Annotated in this window: 22 protein-coding genes; 13 read left to right on the top strand and 9 right to left on the bottom strand. The window is 61.8% G+C overall.

Going from position 1 to position 18,233, the window contains the following annotated elements; genetic code table 11:
* The first annotated feature begins 148 nt into the window (after nt 1-148).
* The 5 genes from ACK3SC_RS13360 to ACK3SC_RS13340 all read left to right on the top strand — a co-directional run bounded on the left by ACK3SC_RS13360 (nt 149) and on the right by ACK3SC_RS13340 (nt 4,018).
* Nucleotides 149-940 (top strand): COX15/CtaA family protein, encoded by a 792-nt coding sequence (locus ACK3SC_RS13360; protein WP_416841224.1) that lies wholly within the window; start codon nt 149-151, stop codon nt 938-940.
* 309 nt (nt 941-1,249) lie between these two features.
* The gene (locus ACK3SC_RS13355; protein WP_416840685.1) at nt 1,250-2,059 is read left to right on the top strand and encodes a basic amino acid ABC transporter substrate-binding protein; all 810 of its coding nucleotides are present in this window, start codon (nt 1,250-1,252) and stop codon (nt 2,057-2,059) included.
* 49 nt (nt 2,060-2,108) lie between these two features.
* Nucleotides 2,109-2,942 (top strand): amino acid ABC transporter permease, encoded by an 834-nt coding sequence (locus ACK3SC_RS13350; protein ID WP_416840684.1) that lies wholly within the window; start codon nt 2,109-2,111, stop codon nt 2,940-2,942.
* Nucleotides 2,939-3,667, top strand: coding sequence for an amino acid ABC transporter ATP-binding protein (locus tag ACK3SC_RS13345; RefSeq protein WP_416840683.1), 729 nt, complete (start codon nt 2,939-2,941; stop codon nt 3,665-3,667). Before ACK3SC_RS13350 ends, ACK3SC_RS13345 begins: the two co-directional genes overlap by 4 nt.
* A gap of 117 nt (nt 3,668-3,784) precedes the next feature.
* Entirely contained in the window at nt 3,785-4,018 is a 234-nt protein-coding gene (locus tag ACK3SC_RS13340; RefSeq protein WP_416840682.1) for a hypothetical protein, read from the top strand.
* A gap of 33 nt (nt 4,019-4,051) precedes the next feature.
* On the opposite strand, the gene ACK3SC_RS13335 is transcribed toward ACK3SC_RS13340, so the two are convergent.
* The 3 genes from ACK3SC_RS13335 to ACK3SC_RS13325 form a co-directional block, all read right to left on the bottom strand.
* Nucleotides 4,052-5,113, bottom strand: coding sequence for a zinc-dependent alcohol dehydrogenase family protein (locus ACK3SC_RS13335; protein WP_416840681.1), 1,062 nt, complete (start codon nt 5,111-5,113; stop codon nt 4,052-4,054).
* Between the two features lie 87 nt (nt 5,114-5,200).
* A complete protein-coding gene (locus ACK3SC_RS13330; protein ID WP_416840680.1) occupies nt 5,201-6,646 on the bottom strand; it encodes a replication factor C large subunit in 1,446 nt (481 codons plus the stop codon).
* A gap of 131 nt (nt 6,647-6,777) precedes the next feature.
* Nucleotides 6,778-7,170: a hypothetical protein gene (locus ACK3SC_RS13325; RefSeq protein ID WP_416840679.1), complete on the bottom strand. Its 393-nt coding sequence runs from the start codon at nt 7,168-7,170 to the stop codon at nt 6,778-6,780.
* Between the two features lie 126 nt (nt 7,171-7,296).
* On the opposite strand from ACK3SC_RS13325, the gene ACK3SC_RS13320 reads away from it, so the two are divergent.
* Both ACK3SC_RS13320 and ACK3SC_RS13315 read left to right on the top strand, forming a co-directional pair.
* On the top strand, nt 7,297-7,773 hold the full coding sequence (locus tag ACK3SC_RS13320; protein WP_416840678.1) for a DUF6194 family protein: 477 nt from the start codon (nt 7,297-7,299) through the stop codon (nt 7,771-7,773).
* A 79-nt stretch (nt 7,774-7,852) separates the two neighbouring features.
* The gene (locus ACK3SC_RS13315; RefSeq protein ID WP_416840677.1) at nt 7,853-9,142 is read left to right on the top strand and encodes an MFS transporter; all 1,290 of its coding nucleotides are present in this window, start codon (nt 7,853-7,855) and stop codon (nt 9,140-9,142) included.
* A gap of 36 nt (nt 9,143-9,178) precedes the next feature.
* Here the strand turns inward: ACK3SC_RS13315 and ACK3SC_RS13310 are convergent, their stop codons facing one another.
* The gene (locus ACK3SC_RS13310) at nt 9,179-9,748 is read right to left on the bottom strand and encodes a hypothetical protein (RefSeq protein ID WP_416840676.1); all 570 of its coding nucleotides are present in this window, start codon (nt 9,746-9,748) and stop codon (nt 9,179-9,181) included.
* 103 nt (nt 9,749-9,851) lie between these two features.
* On the opposite strand from ACK3SC_RS13310, the gene ACK3SC_RS13305 reads away from it, so the two are divergent.
* Nucleotides 9,852-10,565 carry a GNAT family N-acetyltransferase gene (locus tag ACK3SC_RS13305; protein ID WP_416840675.1) on the top strand — a complete coding sequence of 238 codons (714 nt, stop codon included), beginning with the start codon at nt 9,852-9,854 and terminating at the stop codon, nt 10,563-10,565.
* A complete protein-coding gene (locus ACK3SC_RS13300) occupies nt 10,558-11,199 on the top strand; it encodes a GNAT family N-acetyltransferase (RefSeq protein ID WP_416840674.1) in 642 nt (213 codons plus the stop codon). The genes ACK3SC_RS13305 and ACK3SC_RS13300 overlap by 8 nt, the downstream gene beginning before the upstream one ends.
* A gap of 9 nt (nt 11,200-11,208) precedes the next feature.
* Here ACK3SC_RS13300 and ACK3SC_RS13295 read toward each other — a convergent pair whose 3' ends face one another.
* Nucleotides 11,209-12,381 (bottom strand): amidohydrolase family protein, encoded by a 1,173-nt coding sequence (locus ACK3SC_RS13295; protein ID WP_416840673.1) that lies wholly within the window; start codon nt 12,379-12,381, stop codon nt 11,209-11,211.
* A 132-nt stretch (nt 12,382-12,513) separates the two neighbouring features.
* Between ACK3SC_RS13295 and ACK3SC_RS13290 the strand changes: the two genes are divergently transcribed.
* A complete protein-coding gene (locus ACK3SC_RS13290; RefSeq protein ID WP_416840672.1) occupies nt 12,514-13,095 on the top strand; it encodes a transporter in 582 nt (193 codons plus the stop codon).
* A gap of 42 nt (nt 13,096-13,137) precedes the next feature.
* Here ACK3SC_RS13290 and ACK3SC_RS13285 read toward each other — a convergent pair whose 3' ends face one another.
* Together ACK3SC_RS13285 and ACK3SC_RS13280 are read right to left on the bottom strand one after the other, a co-directional pair.
* Entirely contained in the window at nt 13,138-13,644 is a 507-nt protein-coding gene (locus ACK3SC_RS13285; protein ID WP_416840671.1) for a GNAT family N-acetyltransferase, read from the bottom strand.
* 75 nt (nt 13,645-13,719) lie between these two features.
* Nucleotides 13,720-14,358 carry a metal-dependent hydrolase gene (locus ACK3SC_RS13280; RefSeq protein ID WP_416840670.1) on the bottom strand — a complete coding sequence of 213 codons (639 nt, stop codon included), beginning with the start codon at nt 14,356-14,358 and terminating at the stop codon, nt 13,720-13,722.
* Nucleotides 14,359-14,513: 155 nt separating this feature from the next.
* Here ACK3SC_RS13280 and ACK3SC_RS13275 point away from each other — a divergent pair, with 155 nt between their 5' ends.
* The 3 genes from ACK3SC_RS13275 (at nt 14,514) to ACK3SC_RS13265 (ending at nt 16,205) form a co-directional block, all read left to right on the top strand.
* Nucleotides 14,514-14,861, top strand: a complete 348-nt coding sequence (locus tag ACK3SC_RS13275) for an AN1-type zinc finger domain-containing protein (protein WP_416840669.1) — start codon at nt 14,514-14,516, stop codon at nt 14,859-14,861.
* Nucleotides 14,862-15,092: 231 nt separating this feature from the next.
* On the top strand, nt 15,093-15,800 hold the full coding sequence (locus tag ACK3SC_RS13270) for a helix-turn-helix domain-containing protein (protein WP_416840668.1): 708 nt from the start codon (nt 15,093-15,095) through the stop codon (nt 15,798-15,800).
* Between the two features lie 102 nt (nt 15,801-15,902).
* Entirely contained in the window at nt 15,903-16,205 is a 303-nt protein-coding gene (locus ACK3SC_RS13265) for a hypothetical protein (protein WP_416840667.1), read from the top strand.
* Between the two features lie 25 nt (nt 16,206-16,230).
* Here the strand turns inward: ACK3SC_RS13265 and ACK3SC_RS13260 are convergent, their stop codons facing one another.
* Nucleotides 16,231-16,479 carry a hypothetical protein gene (locus ACK3SC_RS13260; RefSeq protein WP_416840666.1) on the bottom strand — a complete coding sequence of 83 codons (249 nt, stop codon included), beginning with the start codon at nt 16,477-16,479 and terminating at the stop codon, nt 16,231-16,233.
* A 392-nt stretch (nt 16,480-16,871) separates the two neighbouring features.
* Complete coding sequence (gene hmgB / locus ACK3SC_RS13255; protein WP_416840665.1) at nt 16,872-18,209, bottom strand: hydroxymethylglutaryl-CoA synthase; 1,338 nt, start codon at nt 18,207-18,209, stop codon at nt 16,872-16,874.
* Nucleotides 18,210-18,233: the final 24 nt, after the last annotated feature.

The raw sequence follows: 18,233 nt of genomic DNA, 5'->3' as shown, positions 1-18,233 counted from the left end.
CAACTGAACCGACTTGAATGGGACGACTCGCGCTCGTGCGTTCCGAGACGCACCTTCGAGGCGCAGACCTACGAAGTATAAGTTTGCGCAGACCTGACCCTCGCTTATGACACCTCAGCTTCGCCGCCTCCTCGCGTGGGCTGCTGCGATGACTGGCGTCCTGATGGTGCTCGGGGTCTACACTGCCGCCTCGGGTGCCGGACTGACGTGTGCCGGTCGCTGGCCGTTCTGTGACGGGTTTCTGGGACTGTTTCCGGCCAACTGGGGCAGTTTCATCGAGTGGTTCCACCGACTCGTCGCCATGCTCACTGGCTTCCTCATCCTCGGGACGACGGTGAAAGCCTGGCGTGAAGGCGTCGAAGCACGCGTCCGCTGGGCGCTCGTCGTCGCAACCGTCATCCTCCCAGCGCAGATCGTGCTCGGTGCACTCACCGTCACCGAGTATGAGTGGGTCATCCTCACCGCCCACTACGTCGTCGCGACGTCCATCTTCACCGCCGTCGTCGCCGCCGCGGCGTGGGGACTCGCCGACCGTGGGATTCCACGCATCGCTGATGCCCTTCGACTCGCACTCGTCGGAACCCCTGTTTTGCTCGTGCTCGCACCACACAGTTTCGTCTCGTTCGGCCCGCTGACGCAGGCGACGTACTACGTCGTCGGCCTCACGACGTACGCCGCACTCGTGGCCGTGACGCTATGGGCGAACGCTGCCCACGGGTCTCGAGCGGACGTGTATCGCCGACTCCAATTCGTCACCGCCCCCGCGAGCGTCGTCGTCGTTGGCCTGCTCATCGCTGGTCGACAGGTGTACGGCCCGACGCTCCAACTCGCTCACCTCGGCGGAACCGTCGTCGCGTTGATTCTCGTCGCCGCCGCTGTGCTCGTGGTCCGTGGCGGACTGCCCGCACCACGTGACGGACCAACGAACGAACCAAACTGAGACAGACGCTCGTTCGAAAGGACTGAGAGAAACGCTCGTTCGAAACGTCGCTTCACCCATCGGCGCTGTCTCATCGAACGAATGATAGCTTCTCAGCGATTCGTCTGGACGTGTGGATTCGTCCAAAACAAGATGACATCCGATGATTGGACCAATATCCAATGTATTTCGGAGATGTCGAAGTCTGTCTGAAAAATCGTGCTCAATCTATTCGTTCAGCGGTATTCTTGGCAATTTTCACAAAATACTGCGTGAATAGAGGTCAAAATCGAAGAAGTGTTATAGGGAGGTGTACTACGATTCTGTGTTATGAAGCGACGTACCTATCTTAAAGGCTCCGCTGGGGCAGCAGCCGCGTTCACGTTGGCGGGCTGTCTCGGTGGTGGCGGTGGTGGCAGCGAGACGATTACGATCGGTTCCGACATTCCGTATCGTCCGTTCGAATACGAGACGACGGATGGCGAACTCACCGGCTTCGACGTCGACATCGCACAGGCAATCTTCACCGACGAACTCGGCTACGAGCACGAGTTCCAGAAGACGAGCTTCGACGGTATCATCCCGTCGCTGAACAACGGGAACTTCCGTGTCATCATGTCGGCGATGACCATCACCGACGAACGTGCAGAGAAGATCGACTTCTCTGACCCGTACTTCACCGCGTACCAGACCATCGTCGTCCTCAAGAACGGCAACATCTCCTCGAAAGAGGACCTCAAAGGCAAGACCGTCGGTGTCCAGAAGGGGACCACCGGCGCAGGTGCTGCTGACGGACTCAAAGAAGAGTTCGGTGGCGACCTGACCATCCAGCGCTACGACCAGATCACCGGTGCGTTCGACGCACTCATCAACAACCAGGTCGTCGCGGTCATCAACGACAACACCGTCAACGCTGAATTCGTCAACCAGAGCGGCGATGTCGAGTTCCTCGAGGGCGCAGGAGCCGCCGAAGAGGCAGGCAAAGATGCACCGCCGTACCTCACCCTCACCGTCGAGGAGTACGGTATCGGCTTCCGTCAGGACGACGACGACCTCCGCGAAGAGGTCAACGGCGCACTTGCAACCATCAAGGAGAACGGCACGTACGACGACATCTACGCGAAGTACTTCGCCGGGTAGACGGTCGTAGCGTTCGCTTTTTATATAAACACTGTGACAACAATTACCAATGGCTGAATCATACTCGGAGGGGAGGACCGCCGACGACGAGTTCCAAGAACAGATTTTGAACGACAAGACGCTCAAACTGGTGGGCGCTGCTGTCGCCATCCTGTTCACACTCGGCGTCGGTGCGTTCGTCGCCGCCATCATTTTCACACAGGTAGATTTCGAGCTGTTCGTCGAGATCATCTACCCGCAGTTCGTCTTCGCGTACCTCCGGGTGCTCGGAATCTTCCTCGTCGGGAGCGTCCTCTCTATCGTCGCCGGCGTCTTCGTCGGTCTGGGACGCGTCTCGAAGACCCGCGTCACCAACATGGTCGCCAGCGGCTACGTCGAGTTCTTCCGTGGAACGCCACTGCTGTTCCAGCTCATCGTCATCTTCTTCGGGATTCCTGCGTTCTGGCCGCCGGGCCAGTTCCCGATCACGAACTGGGCGATTCCCGCCGCAATCATCGGGCTGACGCTCAACCACGCCGCCTACGTCGGCGAGGCTGTTCGTGGCGGTATCAACGCCGTCCCCGAAGGGCAGATGGAGGCCGCTCGCTCGCTCGGAATGTCCTACGTCCAGGCGATGCGCGAAGTCGTGCTCCCGCAGGCGTGGCGCAACGCACTCGCTGCAATCGGTAACGACCAGGTCATCCTCGTGAAGGACACGTCGCTCCTGACGGTCATCGCCGTCCCGGAACTTATCAGCGCGTTCCGCCAGATCAACTCCGCGACGTTCGACCCGTGGACGCCGATTCTGCTCGTCGCCATCGCCTACCTCGGCATCACGCTGCCGCTCGGCAAGGTGGTTCGCTACCTCGAAGCCCGCTCCGAATGGGGAGGTGACCGCCGATGAGTCTCCTCGAATTCGACGAGGTTGACAAATACTTCGGTGAGACGCACGTCCTCAAGGACGTCGACCTGAACGTCGAAGAGGGCGAAGTGTGCGTCATCATCGGCCCGTCCGGGTCGGGGAAGTCGACGCTGCTTCGCTGTGCGAACCGCCTCGAAGAGATTCAGGGCGGAGAGATTCGTCTGGACGGAACGTCCATCTCGGACCCCAACGCGGACATCAACCACCTGCGTCAGCGCATCGGGATGGTGTTCCAGAGTTTCAACCTCTTCCCGCACAAGACGGCACTGGAGAACGTGTCGCTCGCACCGACGAAGGTCAAGGGTGCCGACGAAGCGACCGCCCAAAAGCGGGCAGAGACGCTCCTGGACCGTGTCGGTCTCTCGGCACAGTCTCACTCCTACCCGAACCAGCTCTCGGGCGGCCAACAGCAGCGTGTCGCCATCGCCCGTGCGCTCGCGATGGACCCACGCGTGATGCTCTTCGACGAAGTGACGAGCGCGCTGGACCCCGAACTCGTCGGGGAAGTGCTCGACGTCATGCACGGACTCGCCGACGAAGGGATGACGATGCTCGTCGTCACCCACGAGATGGGCTTCGCCCGTGAAGTCGGTGACCGAATCGTGCTCATGGCCGATGGCCGCGTCGTCGAAGACTCACCACCCGACGTGTTCTTCGAGAACCCGAAGACCGAGCGTGGCAAGAAGTTCCTCTCGAAACTTCTCTGAGCACGCCCGTACTTCTCTGAGCACGCTCTTTCATTCCACCCTCTGCGGTGGGTTACACGGGCACACACCCGACAACTATCCAACAGGCTTATAGCCGGGAGTGACGCTTTCTGCGGCATGAACTGCCCTCCACACACGTTCAGCAACGACCCGCCCGATACGCACCGACGAAAGACAGTCCTGTTCTGTCAGACCTGTGGCCGGACCGCCGGAATCGACGACTGGCCGGCACAGATGGACGGCGATCGGACTGACCGTCTCGACTGTCCCGACTGCGGCACGACAGTCTGGCGCGGACTCGACGCCGACGAGAGTGACGAGACGACACGCGTCCTCACGCCGACTGCCTGACGCGACACCGGTCCCCCTCCTCCACCCTGACGTTCACGTGGTCATGACTTCGACACCGACGGTGTCGTAGTCGGTCATCGCCGCTAACCGGTCGGGAACCTCGTCGAGAGTGACTTCCTTCGTCACGAGCGACCCCGGGTCGACCGCATCGGAGGCGAGGAGCGACAACAGGTCGGTGGCACTCGTCGGCGGCATCCCGCGGGCACCGACGAACGACACTTCGTGGCGCGTCATCCAGTCGGTTGGCAGCGACACCTCGCCTCGCTCTGCATCTGTCGTGAGTCCGACCTGCACGTGGACGCCACGGGGTCTGACACTCCGCACGGAGTTTCGACAGGTCTCCGCGACGCCGAGTGCGTCCACCGAGACGTGTGCACCGCCGTCGGTCACGTCGCGAATCGCCGCCACTGGGTCGTCGTCCGCCGCGTTCACGAGTACGTCGGCACCGAGTTCCGCTGCTACGTCGAGTGCTGACTCACGAACGTCGACGGCGACGACGCGCGCTCCGAGCGCGTTCGCCACCTGAATGGCCGAGAGACCGACGCCGCCACAGCCGTGGACGGCGACCCATTCACCGGCGCGAAGACCCGCCCGCGCGTCGAGGGCGTTGTAGGCCGTCATGAACCGACAGCCGAGCGCGGCGACGTCGCGCGATGCAACTCCGTCGGGCAGTCGAATGGCGTTGTAGTCGGCAGACGGGAGGTGAACCTGTTCGGCGAACGCGCCCTGTGCGGTGTGCTCGAAGCCCAATGCGTGTGGATGGTCGCCGGTACAGACGTTTCCATGGCCGGTCTGGCAGTAGCCACACGACCCGCAGGCGAGATTGAACGGGAGTGCAACGCGGTCACCTTCTCGAATCGTCTCGACGCGTTCGCCGACGGCGACGACGCGTCCGGCGGGTTCGTGGCCGAGAATCTGTCCGGGCGACACTGCGTCGTCTGCCCACTCGCCGTGGCCCATCCACGCGTGCCAGTCGCTCCGGCAGATGCCGCAGGCTTCGACGTCGACGACGACGCCCGCTGGGTCGAGTACTGGGTCGGGCACCTCGGTTACGTCGAGTGGTTCACCGTGTTCGCGGAGGACTGCGGCACGCATACTCACGGGTGGGTGCGGTATCGCATAAAAACCCTCGCCACACCGAACGCAGTCGAGAGTCGACTCCTGAGATGCGCAGGACGCGGTTCAGAAGAAGTCGGAGAGGCCGGCCTGTCCGTCGTCTTTCTCCGACTCCTCTTCGGTCTGGGCGGCGTCCTCGGCGTCGGGGTCTCTGTCGAGAACGTCGTCCGTGTCGGCGTCCGCGTCGGCGTCGTCCATCTCGACGTTCTCCATCCCGGCGAACGCACCGCCGGCGTGTTCCTCGACGAGTTCCTCGCGGAGTGCTTCCGCGTCTTCGACGATGGACTGGACCTTGTTCGTCGTCTCGCCGCTTCCGGTGACGAAGGAGACGTGCGATTCGTCGAACTCGTAGTACGCCGTCATGGCGACGGTCAGTTCGCGTGGTTTGCAGTGATGCGTCAGCGCCGAGAGATACGGCAGGACTTCTCGGCGAGCGGTCGCCATGCTGAATCCGCCCTTCTCTGCAATCTTTCGGACGACGGTGTCGCGCGTCTTGTCTCGCGTCGACCGATAGGGTGCGCCACCGTAGCGCGTCCATCCGCCACGCGTCCGGTCTCTGGAGGCGGCGACACCGGCGGCGAGGTTGTCCGTCGCGTAGCGCCAGTACGAGTAGTTCTGCGTGGCTCGAACCCGACCCAACCAGCGGTCGGCGTTCGCGAGGAACTCGTACGCGCGAGCGAGTTCGTCCGGTTCGTAGACGAGCGACACCTTGTCCTCTATCCACTTCGTCAGGTCGTCGGGTGTCTCGTCGACGTCGTAAGCAGTGTAGAGCGCCTCCTGTGCGGACTTCTCTTTGAGGACGGCGTCGAGGAACTCGAAGAGCCCGACCGACCGGTCGCGGTCACCCATGACCACGTCTTCTTCGGTGATACGGTCACGGCCCTCAGCGATGGCCTGCAGGTCGTTGATCGCCGACCGCAGGTCGCCGCTGTTCATGTCTGCGATGCGTTCCAGCGCCGCCGACTCGAACTCAAGGCCCTCTTTGCGACAGATGTCGCGGAGAACGGGCACGATGGAACGTGACGAGACGTCGCGGAACTCGATTTCGCGGCAGGCGCTTCGCAGGCCACGACTCATGTCGTAGAACTCGTTGGCGATGAGGACGATGGGCTGGCTCGACGACTTGACCAGTTTCGTCACGGCGCTCGACCCGCCGCGGTCGTAGTTGCCGTGGATGTTGTCCGCTTCGTCGAGGATGACCAACTGCCGAGTCGAGGTTCCGGTCGACGACCCCGAGAGCGTCGCGTTCTTCGCGGCACGACCCGCGAATCGCTCGATAACGTCACCGGTTCGCTGGTCCGAGGCGTTCAACTCGACCGTCTCCCACCCCATGTCTGCGGCGAGTGCGTGGGCGGCGGAGGTCTTTCCGATGCCCGGACTCCCGTGGACGACGACTGCCTCGTGGTGGTCGTCCCACGACTTGGCCCAGTCTGCGAGGGCGTCTCGGGCCTTGTCGTTCCCGCGAACCTCCGAGAGCGTCGATGGGCGGTACTTCTCCGTCCAGTCTACCATTACCGGAAGGAGGAACGAGGTGCGTTTAGTGGTTGCGGAGAGCGAATCACGACTGGGAAGAATCTAACCGGCCCTAAAGACTCGAAATCGCTCACACAGTCGAACGCGTGCTCACCGCACCACCAGAGTACTCACCACGACGGCCGATTCTGCCGTTGAGCTCCGTCCACCAGCACCCAGCCGAGTGCAACCACAGTCGTGAGCGACATCGCCGAAAACACCAGCATCGCACCGATTTCACCGAGTTGTGCGTAGTAGCCTGCACTGTTGATGACCGAGTAGAGTAACATGCCGAAGCCGACGAGACAGAGCGATTCGGCCCATTCGCTCTCTCGAAACAACCCGATTCCTGCACTGACCAGTGCCACCGCTGTCAACCCTTCGGCGACGAGATGGGTAAACATCGAATACGGTTCAGTTCGGAGCTCAGTTGCCTGTTCAGTCATCACGAGCATCGTCCACAACCCAAGTATCGCAATGCCTGTGAGAAGCGCGTACACTGCGACGACCTTCTTCCAGTTCATCCTCTCCCCCCCAAACACAGACGTGTCGGAGTAACAAATACTTCACACGTGATTCTTAGTGCGTGAGAGTGTCTCACACCACCTGCCTGCGGAAAGATAACGCTCTCAGCGCACGATACAGGGGGTATGACTCCGGACGACTTTCTCGAGTACGTCGACCAGCGGTACGACGACGTGGTACTCCACGACGCGTGGGGTGAGCGAGGGCTCTTCTACAACCCCGGCGAGCGACTCCCTCGCGGCACGTACTTCGTGACCGTCAAAGACAGCGACAGCGAGAACGACCACGCCTCGCACCTCTATCGCGACGACTGCTGGCGGGTGAACCTCGGCATCAGCGAGGCCACCTATCGGCGACTGTTCGGCCCTCGACCGGAACATCCTCCGACCGGTGGTGTTGTCGAAACAGGACACGACTTCACAGTTATCGACAAACTCACACCACACCCAGTCTACGGCTGGGCTGGGTGGGTGAGCGTGTTATCTCCCTCTCAGGCGACCATCGAGACGGTTCTTTCACCACTTCTCGACGAAGCATACGACAGGGCAGGTGTCCAGTACGGGAAGCGGGTCGCGTCCAACGACCAGAACGCGACGGCGTGACCAGCAGCAGGCAGAAAATCGTTATAGTGGGAACATCGTGCAATATTAATAGCCCAACCTCGGACACATTCACAGAGTGATGGTCAGGTACGTTCAGGGGATTCGCGAGAATTGGCAGCAGTTCGCCCTCCAGTTGCTGACGGTGTTCGCCGTCGGGTTGACGATCGGGTCAGAACGCAACGTCGTCCCCATCCTCGGACGCGACGTCCTCGGGGTCGAATCGGTCCTCGTCATCGGGTCGTTCGTCGTCAGTTTCGGATTCGTCAAGGCGCTCCTCAACCTCTACGGCGGGAAGTGGGCAGAGACGTACGGCCGAAAGCCGATTCTCGTCGCGGGATGGCTCGTCGCCCTGCCGATTCCGTTCGTGCTCATCTACGCACCGAACTGGTGGTGGGTGACGATTGGAAACGTCCTCCTCGGCGTCAATCAGGGCCTCGCGTGGAGCATGAGCGTCAACGCCAAGATCGACCTCGCAGGAAGCGAACGCCGTGGTCTCGCAGTCGGCCTCGACGAAGCCTTCGGATACGGTGGTGTCGCCGTCGGGTCGTGGGTTACTGGCGTCATCGCCGGCCAGTACGGCCTTCGCCCAGCCCCGTTCGTCTTCCTCGCTGGCGTCGTCCTCGTCGGCCTGCTGGTCGCTGTGTTCTTCGTCGACGAGACGTTGCCGTACGCCGAAGCGGAGGCAGAAGCGTCGAACAGCGACGACGACTCGGCGGCGAACCTCCCGTTCGTTGCCGTGCTGAAGCGAGCGACGTGGGGTGACAGGACACTGTTCGCGGCGGTACAGGCCGGCAGTGTCGAGAAGTTCGTCGATGCACTCGTCTGGATTGCGTACCCACTCTATCTCACCTCGGCTGGACTTACTGTCGTGGAAGTCGGCGGCGTCGTCGGCGTTTACGGTGGTGTCTGGGGCGTTTTCCAGCTCTACACCGGGAAACTCGCCGACGACATCGGCCGCCGACCACCGGTCGTGGTCGGAATGTTCCTCGCTGGCGCAGGGGTTCTTGCGACGGCGTTCGTCTCCGGCTATCTCTCATGGATGGCTACCGCCGGCCTCACTGGTGTTGGGATGGCGCTGTTGTATCCGAACCTCATCACTGTCGTCGGCGACGCTGCCCACCCAACGTGGCGGGCGACGGGACTCGGCGTCTACCGGATGTGGCGCGACGCTGGCTACGGATTTGGCGCGATTGTTATCGGCCTCGCTGCCGATTTCGCCTCAGTCCAGATGGCGTTTTACGTCACTGCTGCCGCGATGTTCGTCTCAGGTGGCATCGCGCTCGTCTGGATGCGCGAGACGCACCCGGAGTTTGGTGACTACCAGTCGGCGGGTGGACTCGAACGGAAAGACCCGCAGGTAGACGACTGAGCACGCGATATTCTTCCGAGGAGTAGCCGTCGACTGTCACGTAATTGGGACGCCCGCGGAGGCGAACGTCTCGCTGAAGTCCATCGGACGAACCAACTGCTCCCAGTCGTCGACCGGTCCCACCGCGTCTTTCCTGACGTGAGAGACGGAGACGTGACTCGTGTCGAACGCGACGGTGGCCACGTCGCCGAACTGGACGCTGTTGAAATCGTGGCGGGAAGCGAGTGCGACGAACCAGTCTGTCGAGCGGAGTTCCCCACCCGTCCTGTTCGGTCTGGTGAACCCGAGGCGGTACTCGAGGCCGTCGAAGTCTCGGTTCAGACGCCGTTCGAGTTCGTCGGTCGCGACGACCACACTGGAAGACGGTACAACCTCCGGATACTCTTCGGGGTACCACCCAAAGATTCGACGCTCACCATCCGACCAGACCCAACAGAGGTCCGCCCAGCGCATTCGTTCTTCGTACCGCCACCCGACGTGGACGCTTTTGTACGTCAACACACCTTCCTCGGGGAGTTGGATGCGGCCGATGCACCCGGCAGTTGTGATCATTCCGACCCCTGTGACACCGGCGAGTGTCCGGAGAAACATCCGTCTGGAGGGCACACACTGAAATCGGTGGAAACGACCATAAGACACGCCGAGAGGCATGCTCTCACGTGTCAGTATTCAGAAAATTTATTAGCTCTGTACGAGTTCGTTCCGGTCTATGTTCCCCGACGAAATCGTGACCCCGCGACTCCGTCTACGTCCGTTATCGCGGGAGGAAGTCGACCCGCTGGCGGCTTACGACTACTTCGCCGCGTCGCGGTCCGACACCATCGAAGAAGAGACGAAATACGTCACGTGGGGGCCGCACAAAACGCCGAAAGAGGCGTACGACTACTTCAGTGAAGCCAGTGAGGCCCACGAAAACGCCGAGGGAGCGACGTACGCGATCTTCCCACGCGAAGGCGAAGCTGGTGCTGGCGAGCTGGCTGGCACCGCCGGATTCGGCACCGACTGGGACAAGCGTCGCGCCGTCTTCGGGATGTGGCTCAGAAAGGAGTTCTGGGGCCGTGGCTACTCCGGCGAACGCGCCGCCGCGTTCTTCGCCGCTGTCTTCGATGTGCTGGACCTCGAAGTCGCGCTCGCGTACGCCATGCCCGAGAACGAACCCTCGTGTCGCGCCATCTCGAAGTACACCGAGCGATTCGGCGGCGACGAAATTGGAACCTTCCGCAACGATGCCATCGATGCCGATGGCACGCCCCGTGACGTTCGTGGGTGGGCTGTGACCCGCGAGCAGTGGTACGAGGCGACCGGCGGCGAGTACGACGCCGAGTTCCACTGGGCGGGTGACGACCGGTTGGAATGCGACGGCGGGGTGGAAGCAGGCGACCGATTCGAACGCCGTGACCCACTGGAGGCGGACGATGAGTGACCTCTTCCCGGACGTCGTCGAGACCGAGCGTCTCCGACTCGTCGCGGCTCTCCCCGAGAACATCGATACGTTCGACGCCTACGAGTTCTGCTCGCAACCGTTCATGGACGAGGTGACGAGATTCCAGACGTGGTCGCGTCACGAGACGCCGAAAACGACGACAGACTTCCTCGACCGGTGTGCGTCGGAGTGGAACGACGCTGAGAGCGCCCAGTTCTTCATCGTCCCACGCGAGGGTGAAGACGGTGCGGGTGAACTCGCGGGGTTCGGCGGCATATACACGGAGTGGGACCGCCGGATCGCGACCCTCGGCGTGTGGTTACAGCCGAAATTCTGGGGCCGTGGCTACTCCGGCGAACGAGCGAGCGCACTCGTCGCGTTGGCCTTCGACGTGCTCGATCTGGAACTCGTCGTAGTCGAGCATGCAGTCGCGAACGAGAACTCACAGCGAGCAATCGAGAAGTACATGGAGGCACTCGGTGGGCGGCGAGATGGACGAAAACCGAACCATCTGCCGACGGACGACGAGATTGCAGACGTGTACGTCTACAGCGTCTCTCGCGACGAGTGGCGAGACACGACCGGTGGCAAGTACGACGCCGAGTTCCACTGGGATGCCGCTAGCGCCCTCTGAAAATCGCGCTCAGTTCGCCGGCAACGACCCGGAGACGACGCGCCCACCCTTCATAACTGCCGACGGGTCGTTGAGGACGGTGAGGTCGGAGAGCGGGTCGCTGTCGAAGACGAGTAAGTCGGCGTAGGCACCGGGCTCGACGACGCCGCAGTCCGTTAGCCCGATTGCCTCTGCTGCCGTCTCGGTCATCGCGCGGATCGCGTCGACGGGGTCCATCCCGTGTTGTGCCATGAACTGGACCTCCGAGGCGTTGCCACCGTGGTAGTTGAACGGCGTCCCCGCGTCGGTTCCGCCGGCGATGGTGACGCCCGCATCGACTGCACTCCGGAACGAGTCGAGGTGTCTGTCGTAGACGAAATCGACTTTCGACACGTCTTCGTTCGTCGCCGCCTCGGTGTTGCGAGAGATGTGGTACGGCGCAGAGAGCGTCGGGACGAGCGTCACGTCGTGTTCGAGAAAGAGGTCGATGGCCTCGTCGTCGAGGAACGTTCCGTGTTCGACAGTGTCGACACCGGCCCGAATAGCTGCTTTGACGCCTTCAGCGCCGTGGGCGTGGGTTGCGGTGTGGACACCACGTCTGTGGGCCTCGTCCACGAGCGCGTGGAGTTCCTCGTCGGTGAACGCGACGGAACCGGGGTCGCTCCCGGGCGTCGTCACCCCACCGGTGGTCATGAATTTGATGAAGTCTGCACCGAGTTTCACCTGCTCGCGGACTGCCCGTCGGGCGTCGTCAGCACCATCGACTTCTCTGCCCATATGGTGGCCGTGACCGCCGGTGATGGTAATCGACCGGCAGTTCGCTATCATCCGTGGTCCGGGGACGTCACCGGCGTCGATTGCGCGTTTGAGGACGACGTCGATATCTCGTGCACCCATCCCACGGACGCCGGTGACGCCCGCTTCGAGTGTCTTTCGGGCGTTTCGCGCTTCGACGAGCGTGAGCTGAGCGTCGGAGAGCCCAACGACGTCTTCGACGCTTCGCTCGCCAGACAGCGAGAAGTGGAGGTGAGCGTCCACCAGGCCGGGAGTCACCGTCTTGCCAGCGAGGTCGACCACGCGCTCGTCGGTTCGGGCGGCGAGGTCACCGACGGACTCGATTCGTCCCGTCGCTGGGTCCGTTCGCACGTCGGTCTGTTCGGTGACGTGCCCGCCGTCTATGAGCCGAGCGCTGCGAAGGAGCATGTGAGTCGGTATCACGTCACGGGTCTTGAACGTGGCCCTTTTCGCTGATACGTTTCCGAGTGTGCGTGTTGGGTTCACCCCACACGGCGGCCACGAAACATATATGCGCCAACTCCATCGGTGCCGACTATCATGCCAGTGGCAACTGAATCGGCCCCCGAATCGACACAGACACGACTACGAACCGCCGGAATCGGTGCCGTGTCCGGTCTCGGTGCCGCCCTCCTCGGCTATCTGGTCACCTATCTCACGACGTCCGAGACTATCGAGAACTCGACTGCCAGTCAGATTCTCGAAGCGCTCGGGTCTGGCCTCCCGACGTGGAAAGTCGTCGGCTGGGTGTTTCTGAACACACACGGCGTCGTGACGAAGTTCCCCGGGCTCTTCGGCACGACCTCGACAGCCAACCTCGTCGAACAGTTCGAGGCGTTTTCGGTGCTCCTCTACGCGGTTCCCGTCCTGGCGCTCGTCGGTGCAGGTGTCGCCGTCGCAGTCGCTCGCGGCGCATCGACCGTGAAGTCTGGCGCAGTTGCGGGCGCGACGACAGTCGTCGGCTACCTTCCGGTCGCAGTCGCTGCAATCCTGCTCTTTGCAGTCACACTCGGCGACGGCGCGGCTCGGCCGGACCCAGTGACCTCGATTCTCCTCGCCGGACTGGTGTACCCGCTTACACTCGGAACCGCCGGTGGCGCACTCGCTGCTGCGCTCCGGTAACGTCGGCCCGCCCTCCGTTTTGTCGTGGGTTCAACGCGGCGCTCAGAGGTCGCGAGCGACGAGTTCGCCCCAGTGGTCGAAGCCGTAGCGGTCGTAGAACGCTCGCGCCCGGTCGTTCGCCTCGTCCACGTCGAGCACGAGCCGGTCGAGTGGGAGGTCTTGCGACCGCGCGTGGTCGAGGACTGCCTCCATGAGTTCGTCGGCGACCCCACTTCCTCGGTAGTCGGGTGCGAGAAAGAGCTCGTTGAGCACTGCGGCGTCCCAGATGAACGTCATCTCTTCGGGGAGGACGAACGCGTAGCCGACGAGCGTCTCGCCATCGTCTGCGACGACGACACAGCCAGGGTCGTCGGTCGCACAGCGGGCGACCCACGAGAGATACCGGGCTCGGTAGTCGTCGGTGAGCTTTGCTTCGTACTTCGAGAGTTTGTCGTCGCCGCCGGTTCCCTCACCGATGCCGAGTTCGAACCCGCGCTTGAGTTCCCAGAACGCATCGGCATCGCTCGAATCGTACGGGCGTATCTCGACGCCATCCGGTGTCTCACTCATAGAAAGCGGTGCGCCGGCATCGGATAAGAACCCTCGGAGTCGAACAGGTGTCGCGTGGGGTGACCGACTCTCGCCTCACTCTCGGGGCGACCACAGACGCTCAGCAACGAGTCGTCCACCGACGACACAGCCCCCGAGGACGACGAGCATGAGTTCGAGACCGGACGACGCGAGCGGCGCAATCCGTTCGACGTTCTCGGGTTCGTCACCCGGCGACGGGTCCACGACGGTGCTGTAGTGAAGTGTCTCTGTCGTCGGTGGGGCTGACTCGGGAGAGAGTTCGACGAACGTCTGGACGAATCCTCGTGTGCTGGACCACAGCGCTTCCCCGTTGATCGCGTAAAAGGCGTCGTGAAATGGGTAGAAGGCGTTGACACCGTTGGTAAAGAGGTCGGGCATGATACCACCGCCGAAGAGCGCGGCGAGTGCGACCCACGAGACGACGACGCCACGCGTCCCCCACTGTCCACGAATCACCGACTGCTCTCGAACTCGCGTGTCGTAGACGAGGAGTGCGGCAAGCACCAGCGGAAACAAGAGCGAGTGGAAGAGCGACCGATGGCTTCCGGGGAGAATCGTACTCGTAAACGAGTCGAGGTCCGGGATCGCCGCCGCCGCGAGGATGACGAGAATCGCCCGGAAATCGAACCAACGACCGAGGAGTGCCGCCCCGACGAGTCCGCCGACGGCGACGTGAACGAGGGTCGATGGCATAGCACACACTCCTCATCGAACGGACTTGAGACTTTGTGTGGGGTTCACTCGCTTCGCTCGTTCCCCGACGGGCGACGACTTCCGAGGTATTGACCGTTGCAGAATCCTGTCCAATCTAGGGAGAGTTTGATATTGTCTCCGTGAACTATCTGAAAATGAACATGGCAAATTGTCACCTCTGTGGTGCCCCAACCAACGAGAACGGCCCACCGTATCGATGTGCATACTGTGGCGAATTAGTCTGTGAAACACACCGACTACCGGAGAACCACCAATGCACAGGAGAAAGACTCGCTGACGATGAATCTCTTGAGGGACGAGGCCCGAAGTCAATGGATCTCTCTGGGAGAAGTTTCCCTGGTCGAACACCGGAGAGTAAGCATCAAAAGACCGATAGCAGTCCTGACGTGGCTATCGATGGTTCGGTACAGCGAACAGAAAGCGAGGAACACCACGAAAAGCCAGAACAGAAATGGTGGTGGAAACGGATTCTTCCGTGGTAAAATCAAGAAGCGTAGATGACATCCTCGTATGGCCGTTCTTCTTTCTCGGGGTCACTACTCTCAACCCATTCAAATGCGGGCTAAGTATTCCTCTTGGCGGCTTCCCACACCAGCACTTATGAAACTCCTGCAAGTTCGTCAGGCGACGACTACCACTTTCGACACGCTTTTGCGGCGGACTCCCGCACGTTATCGCATGTCTAGCCCCCGCGTCGTATGGAGGTGTAGCCGGTGACCGCAGCACCCCGCGACGACCTCGCCCGCAGAATCGCGGGAGAGATTACCCTCTCTGACGACCCAGGTGCAACGCTCCGGAAGTGGCGCACTGACTTCGATATCTCGCAGACTGCGCTCGCCGAACAGCTCGACGTGTCGTCGTCGGTCGTCTCGGACTACGAGAGTGGTCGCCGCGAGAGCCCCGGTATCGGCGTCATCCGCCGCATGGTCGAAGCGCTCCTCGATATCGACGAGGCCCGCGGTGGCAGTCGCATCCGACAGTACGCTCGCGTCCTCTCGGCCGGGTTCGAGAGCGATATCGTCCAGGACCTCCGCGAGTATCCGACTTCCATCCCGCTCGATACGTTCTACGACGCGATCGGCGCGACCAAAATCGTCGATGGCGACGAGGACCGAATCAGCGGCCACACCGTCATCAACAGCATTCAGGCGATCACGCGCCTCTCGTCGGAGGAGTTCTACCGACTGTACGGTCAATCGACGAGTCGTGCACTCGTCTTCACGGACGTTACCCGTGGTGAGTCGCCGCTCGTCGCGATGCGCGTCGTCACGCCGACACCGAACGCAGTCGTCTTACACGGCCTCTCGGAAGACGACCTGTGGGAGCACGCGCCGTCGCTCGCGACCATCGACGGATTCGGCCTCGCAGTGACGAACCGTGACCTCGACTCGATGCTCGAAGACCTGCGAAAACTTCCATAACGCCGTCGCTCGATTTTCCTCGCCCATCGATTTCCGTCCAGACTCGTGAGTGTCTGCCAGAGTGCGAAAAAAGCCGAAAGGGGCTCGCGTGCTACTGCCCGTATGGAATTTCATGCACTCCCCGCATTCCTCGCCGACGAGTTGACCTATCCAGTCGAGTCCGAACGCGTCGTCGAACAGGTCGGTGACGTTGAACTCGACGCGCCAGACGTCGACGATTCCGAGACGATTGCGACCGTCCTCACACCGCTGGGAGCGACGACGTTCGACTCTGCGAACGACCTGTACAACACGATAATCGGGAACGTGAGCGACGACTACATCGGTCGGAAGTTCTACGACGACCGTGGCGGAGACCCAGCGGAGTCGTGGTCGGCGCTCCCCGACGAGATTCGGTCGTTTTGAGCCTCCGTCCGAGTAGTCAGCGTCGTCAGCCGGTGAGTCGAATCGATTTGAACTCGTCCACGTAGACGAATCCAACCGCGAGGATGGTGTAGAACACCATAATCGGGACGTACCCATTCGGAGACGCCCGCGGTTGGATAACCGCCGCCCAGAAGGCGACGAGGAGTGACCCGACCGCTATCGAGAGTGCCCACGGATGGGACCGGACAGCGTCGAGTACGCGATGGTTCTGTGTCGATACTGTCTCGGCCGTGCCTTCGGCTCGACCGGACATGGGTGCACCGGGGGCTTGTGGAGGGAATCGTGAAGAAAGTGGTGGCCAGTCGAGTGAGTGCGACGCGATTCGACGCGGACGCAACTGCTACTCGACGTCTATTCGACGTACTCGTAGGCTCGGAGCAATAAATTGCTCCGGCTTCACACTCACTTCGTTCGTGTGAATACCGAAGCGGCAAGCCGCTTCGACTCCTCGCTCGCGCTGCTCGCGAGGACGATTCGCGTTACTCCACGTATTCGTAATCCCGAAGCGAAATCTCGCTTCGTCTCCGCGTTCACTCCGTTCACGCGGACGCAACCGCTACTCGACGTCTATTCGACGTACTCGTAGGCTCGGAGCAATAAATTGCTCCGGCTCCACGTTCGCTTCGCTCACGTGGACGATTCGCGTTACTCCACGTATTCGTAACGCCGCTCGTTCATCCGACCCCACCCAGTGAAGACGAACTCGCCTTCGGGTTGGGTGAACTCCTCGACTTCGATCTCCTTCTCGTGGTTGTGCACGTCGTGGATGAGTTCGTAGTCGTCGAACGAAATCTCCGTCCGGGCTTCGAGTTGGGAGTCGACGTCGACGGCGTTGATTTCGTCGAGCCACTCGTCCTGGACCGTCTCGGCGTGAATCTCGGCCTGTGCGCCAGAGCCGTACGAGCCGACGAGGAGCTTCTTCCCGGTCATCTCCTTGCCTTCTTCGGCGGCGATTTTCAGCGCCGACAGGCGAGCGATGTGGACAGACCCAGTGTACCAGTTGCCGACGCGACTCGAGATGTCGATGGTCGGGTCGATGACACGGTCGTACCAGTCGCGGTACTGTTCGGTCGTCTTCAGGTCGTCCATGTATCCACGGATCGCTTCTTCGTAGTCGTCCCACGTCTCGAAGTCGGCTTCACGCGGCTGACGGCCGATTTCGCCGGCGAGTTCGTCTTCGATTTCCGTGTCGCGGCTCATGTGGCGGAAGCCGAGGAGCGCCGCTTTTCGGACCATGCCGGGGAACGGCGTGTGGAACGGGATGTACTCGAAGTCGGCGGGGTGGGTGCGACCTGCGACGCTCTCGTAATCTTCGAGCGCCTCGCGCATGCGTGCGAGGTACACCTGCATGGAGCGCTTGCCGTCGACAGACGGGAACTGCTGGTTCGGCTTGAGGAAGTCCGTCTCGTCCATGCTGCCGTAGCCCTGTTCGGTCGAGAGTTCGACGAGGTCCGGGTCTTCGTCGATGAGCATGGCGACGGCACCGGCACCCTGTGTCGCCTCACCTGGGTCACCGCGTTCGTAGAGTGCGGTGTCCGTGGCGATGACGAGCGCCGCACGGCCACGGTTGCGGCCGGCTTTGATCCAGTTGTACGCGTCGTCGAGACTCTGGGTGCCGGCGATACACGCGAACTTGCGCTCGCCTTTGTTGGCGTGGCGGAAGTCGCCATCGTACACCTGTTCGAGACAGCCAGCGATGTACGTCGACACGGGCTTGGAGTTGTCGAACGCGGACTCGGTCGCCACGTCGATTCGGCCGATGTCTTCTGGTTTGAGACCCTTGCGGTCCATGAGGGTCTTGGCGGCGTTCGCCCCCATCGTGACGATGTCTTCGTACACGTCTGGGAACGACGACGTGTAGAGTCCAAGCCCCTTGGTGTACTTTTCTGGGTCTTCGCCCTTCACCGGCGCGAAGGTGTTAGGAAGGTCTAAAAAGAGTTTGCCCGTTCGAATCTCGATGGCATCGATGCCCACGGAAGTCATGGATGATTCTTCAGAGTGGGGGCA

Origin of the sequence: Haloferax sp. DFSO52, from assembly GCF_048158745.1 — an archaeon.
Taxonomy (GTDB): domain Archaea; phylum Halobacteriota; class Halobacteria; order Halobacteriales; family Haloferacaceae; genus Haloferax.
Note: the sequence above shows the minus strand (reverse complement) of the source record. Positions and strands in the feature narration are given on the sequence as shown.

Bases quoted from the DNA above. Each gene is read 5' to 3' on its own strand.
- ACK3SC_RS13350 (WP_416840684.1), top strand. From the start codon at position 2,109: ATGGCTGAATCATACTCGGAGGGGAGGACCGCCGACGACGAGTTCCAA.
- ACK3SC_RS13260 (WP_416840666.1), bottom strand. From the start codon at position 16,479: ATGTCCGGTCGAGCCGAAGGCACGGCCGAGACAGTATCGACACAGAAC.
- ACK3SC_RS13355 (WP_416840685.1), top strand. From the start codon at position 1,250: ATGAAGCGACGTACCTATCTTAAAGGCTCCGCTGGGGCAGCAGCCGCG.
- ACK3SC_RS13320 (WP_416840678.1), top strand. From the start codon at position 7,297: ATGACTCCGGACGACTTTCTCGAGTACGTCGACCAGCGGTACGACGAC.
- ACK3SC_RS13305 (WP_416840675.1), top strand. From the start codon at position 9,852: ATGTTCCCCGACGAAATCGTGACCCCGCGACTCCGTCTACGTCCGTTA.
- ACK3SC_RS13275 (WP_416840669.1), top strand. From the start codon at position 14,514: ATGAACATGGCAAATTGTCACCTCTGTGGTGCCCCAACCAACGAGAAC.
- ACK3SC_RS13265 (WP_416840667.1), top strand. From the start codon at position 15,903: ATGGAATTTCATGCACTCCCCGCATTCCTCGCCGACGAGTTGACCTAT.
- ACK3SC_RS13315 (WP_416840677.1), top strand. From the start codon at position 7,853: ATGGTCAGGTACGTTCAGGGGATTCGCGAGAATTGGCAGCAGTTCGCC.
- ACK3SC_RS13295 (WP_416840673.1), bottom strand. From the start codon at position 12,381: ATGCTCCTTCGCAGCGCTCGGCTCATAGACGGCGGGCACGTCACCGAA.
- ACK3SC_RS13345 (WP_416840683.1), top strand. From the start codon at position 2,939: ATGAGTCTCCTCGAATTCGACGAGGTTGACAAATACTTCGGTGAGACG.
- ACK3SC_RS13360 (WP_416841224.1), top strand. From the start codon at position 149: ATGACTGGCGTCCTGATGGTGCTCGGGGTCTACACTGCCGCCTCGGGT.
- hmgB (WP_416840665.1), bottom strand. From the start codon at position 18,209: ATGACTTCCGTGGGCATCGATGCCATCGAGATTCGAACGGGCAAACTC.
- ACK3SC_RS13330 (WP_416840680.1), bottom strand. From the start codon at position 6,646: ATGGTAGACTGGACGGAGAAGTACCGCCCATCGACGCTCTCGGAGGTT.
- ACK3SC_RS13280 (WP_416840670.1), bottom strand. From the start codon at position 14,358: ATGCCATCGACCCTCGTTCACGTCGCCGTCGGCGGACTCGTCGGGGCG.
- ACK3SC_RS13340 (WP_416840682.1), top strand. From the start codon at position 3,785: ATGAACTGCCCTCCACACACGTTCAGCAACGACCCGCCCGATACGCAC.
- ACK3SC_RS13335 (WP_416840681.1), bottom strand. From the start codon at position 5,113: ATGCGTGCCGCAGTCCTCCGCGAACACGGTGAACCACTCGACGTAACC.
- ACK3SC_RS13290 (WP_416840672.1), top strand. From the start codon at position 12,514: ATGCCAGTGGCAACTGAATCGGCCCCCGAATCGACACAGACACGACTA.
- ACK3SC_RS13325 (WP_416840679.1), bottom strand. From the start codon at position 7,170: ATGAACTGGAAGAAGGTCGTCGCAGTGTACGCGCTTCTCACAGGCATT.
- ACK3SC_RS13300 (WP_416840674.1), top strand. From the start codon at position 10,558: ATGAGTGACCTCTTCCCGGACGTCGTCGAGACCGAGCGTCTCCGACTC.
- ACK3SC_RS13285 (WP_416840671.1), bottom strand. From the start codon at position 13,644: ATGAGTGAGACACCGGATGGCGTCGAGATACGCCCGTACGATTCGAGC.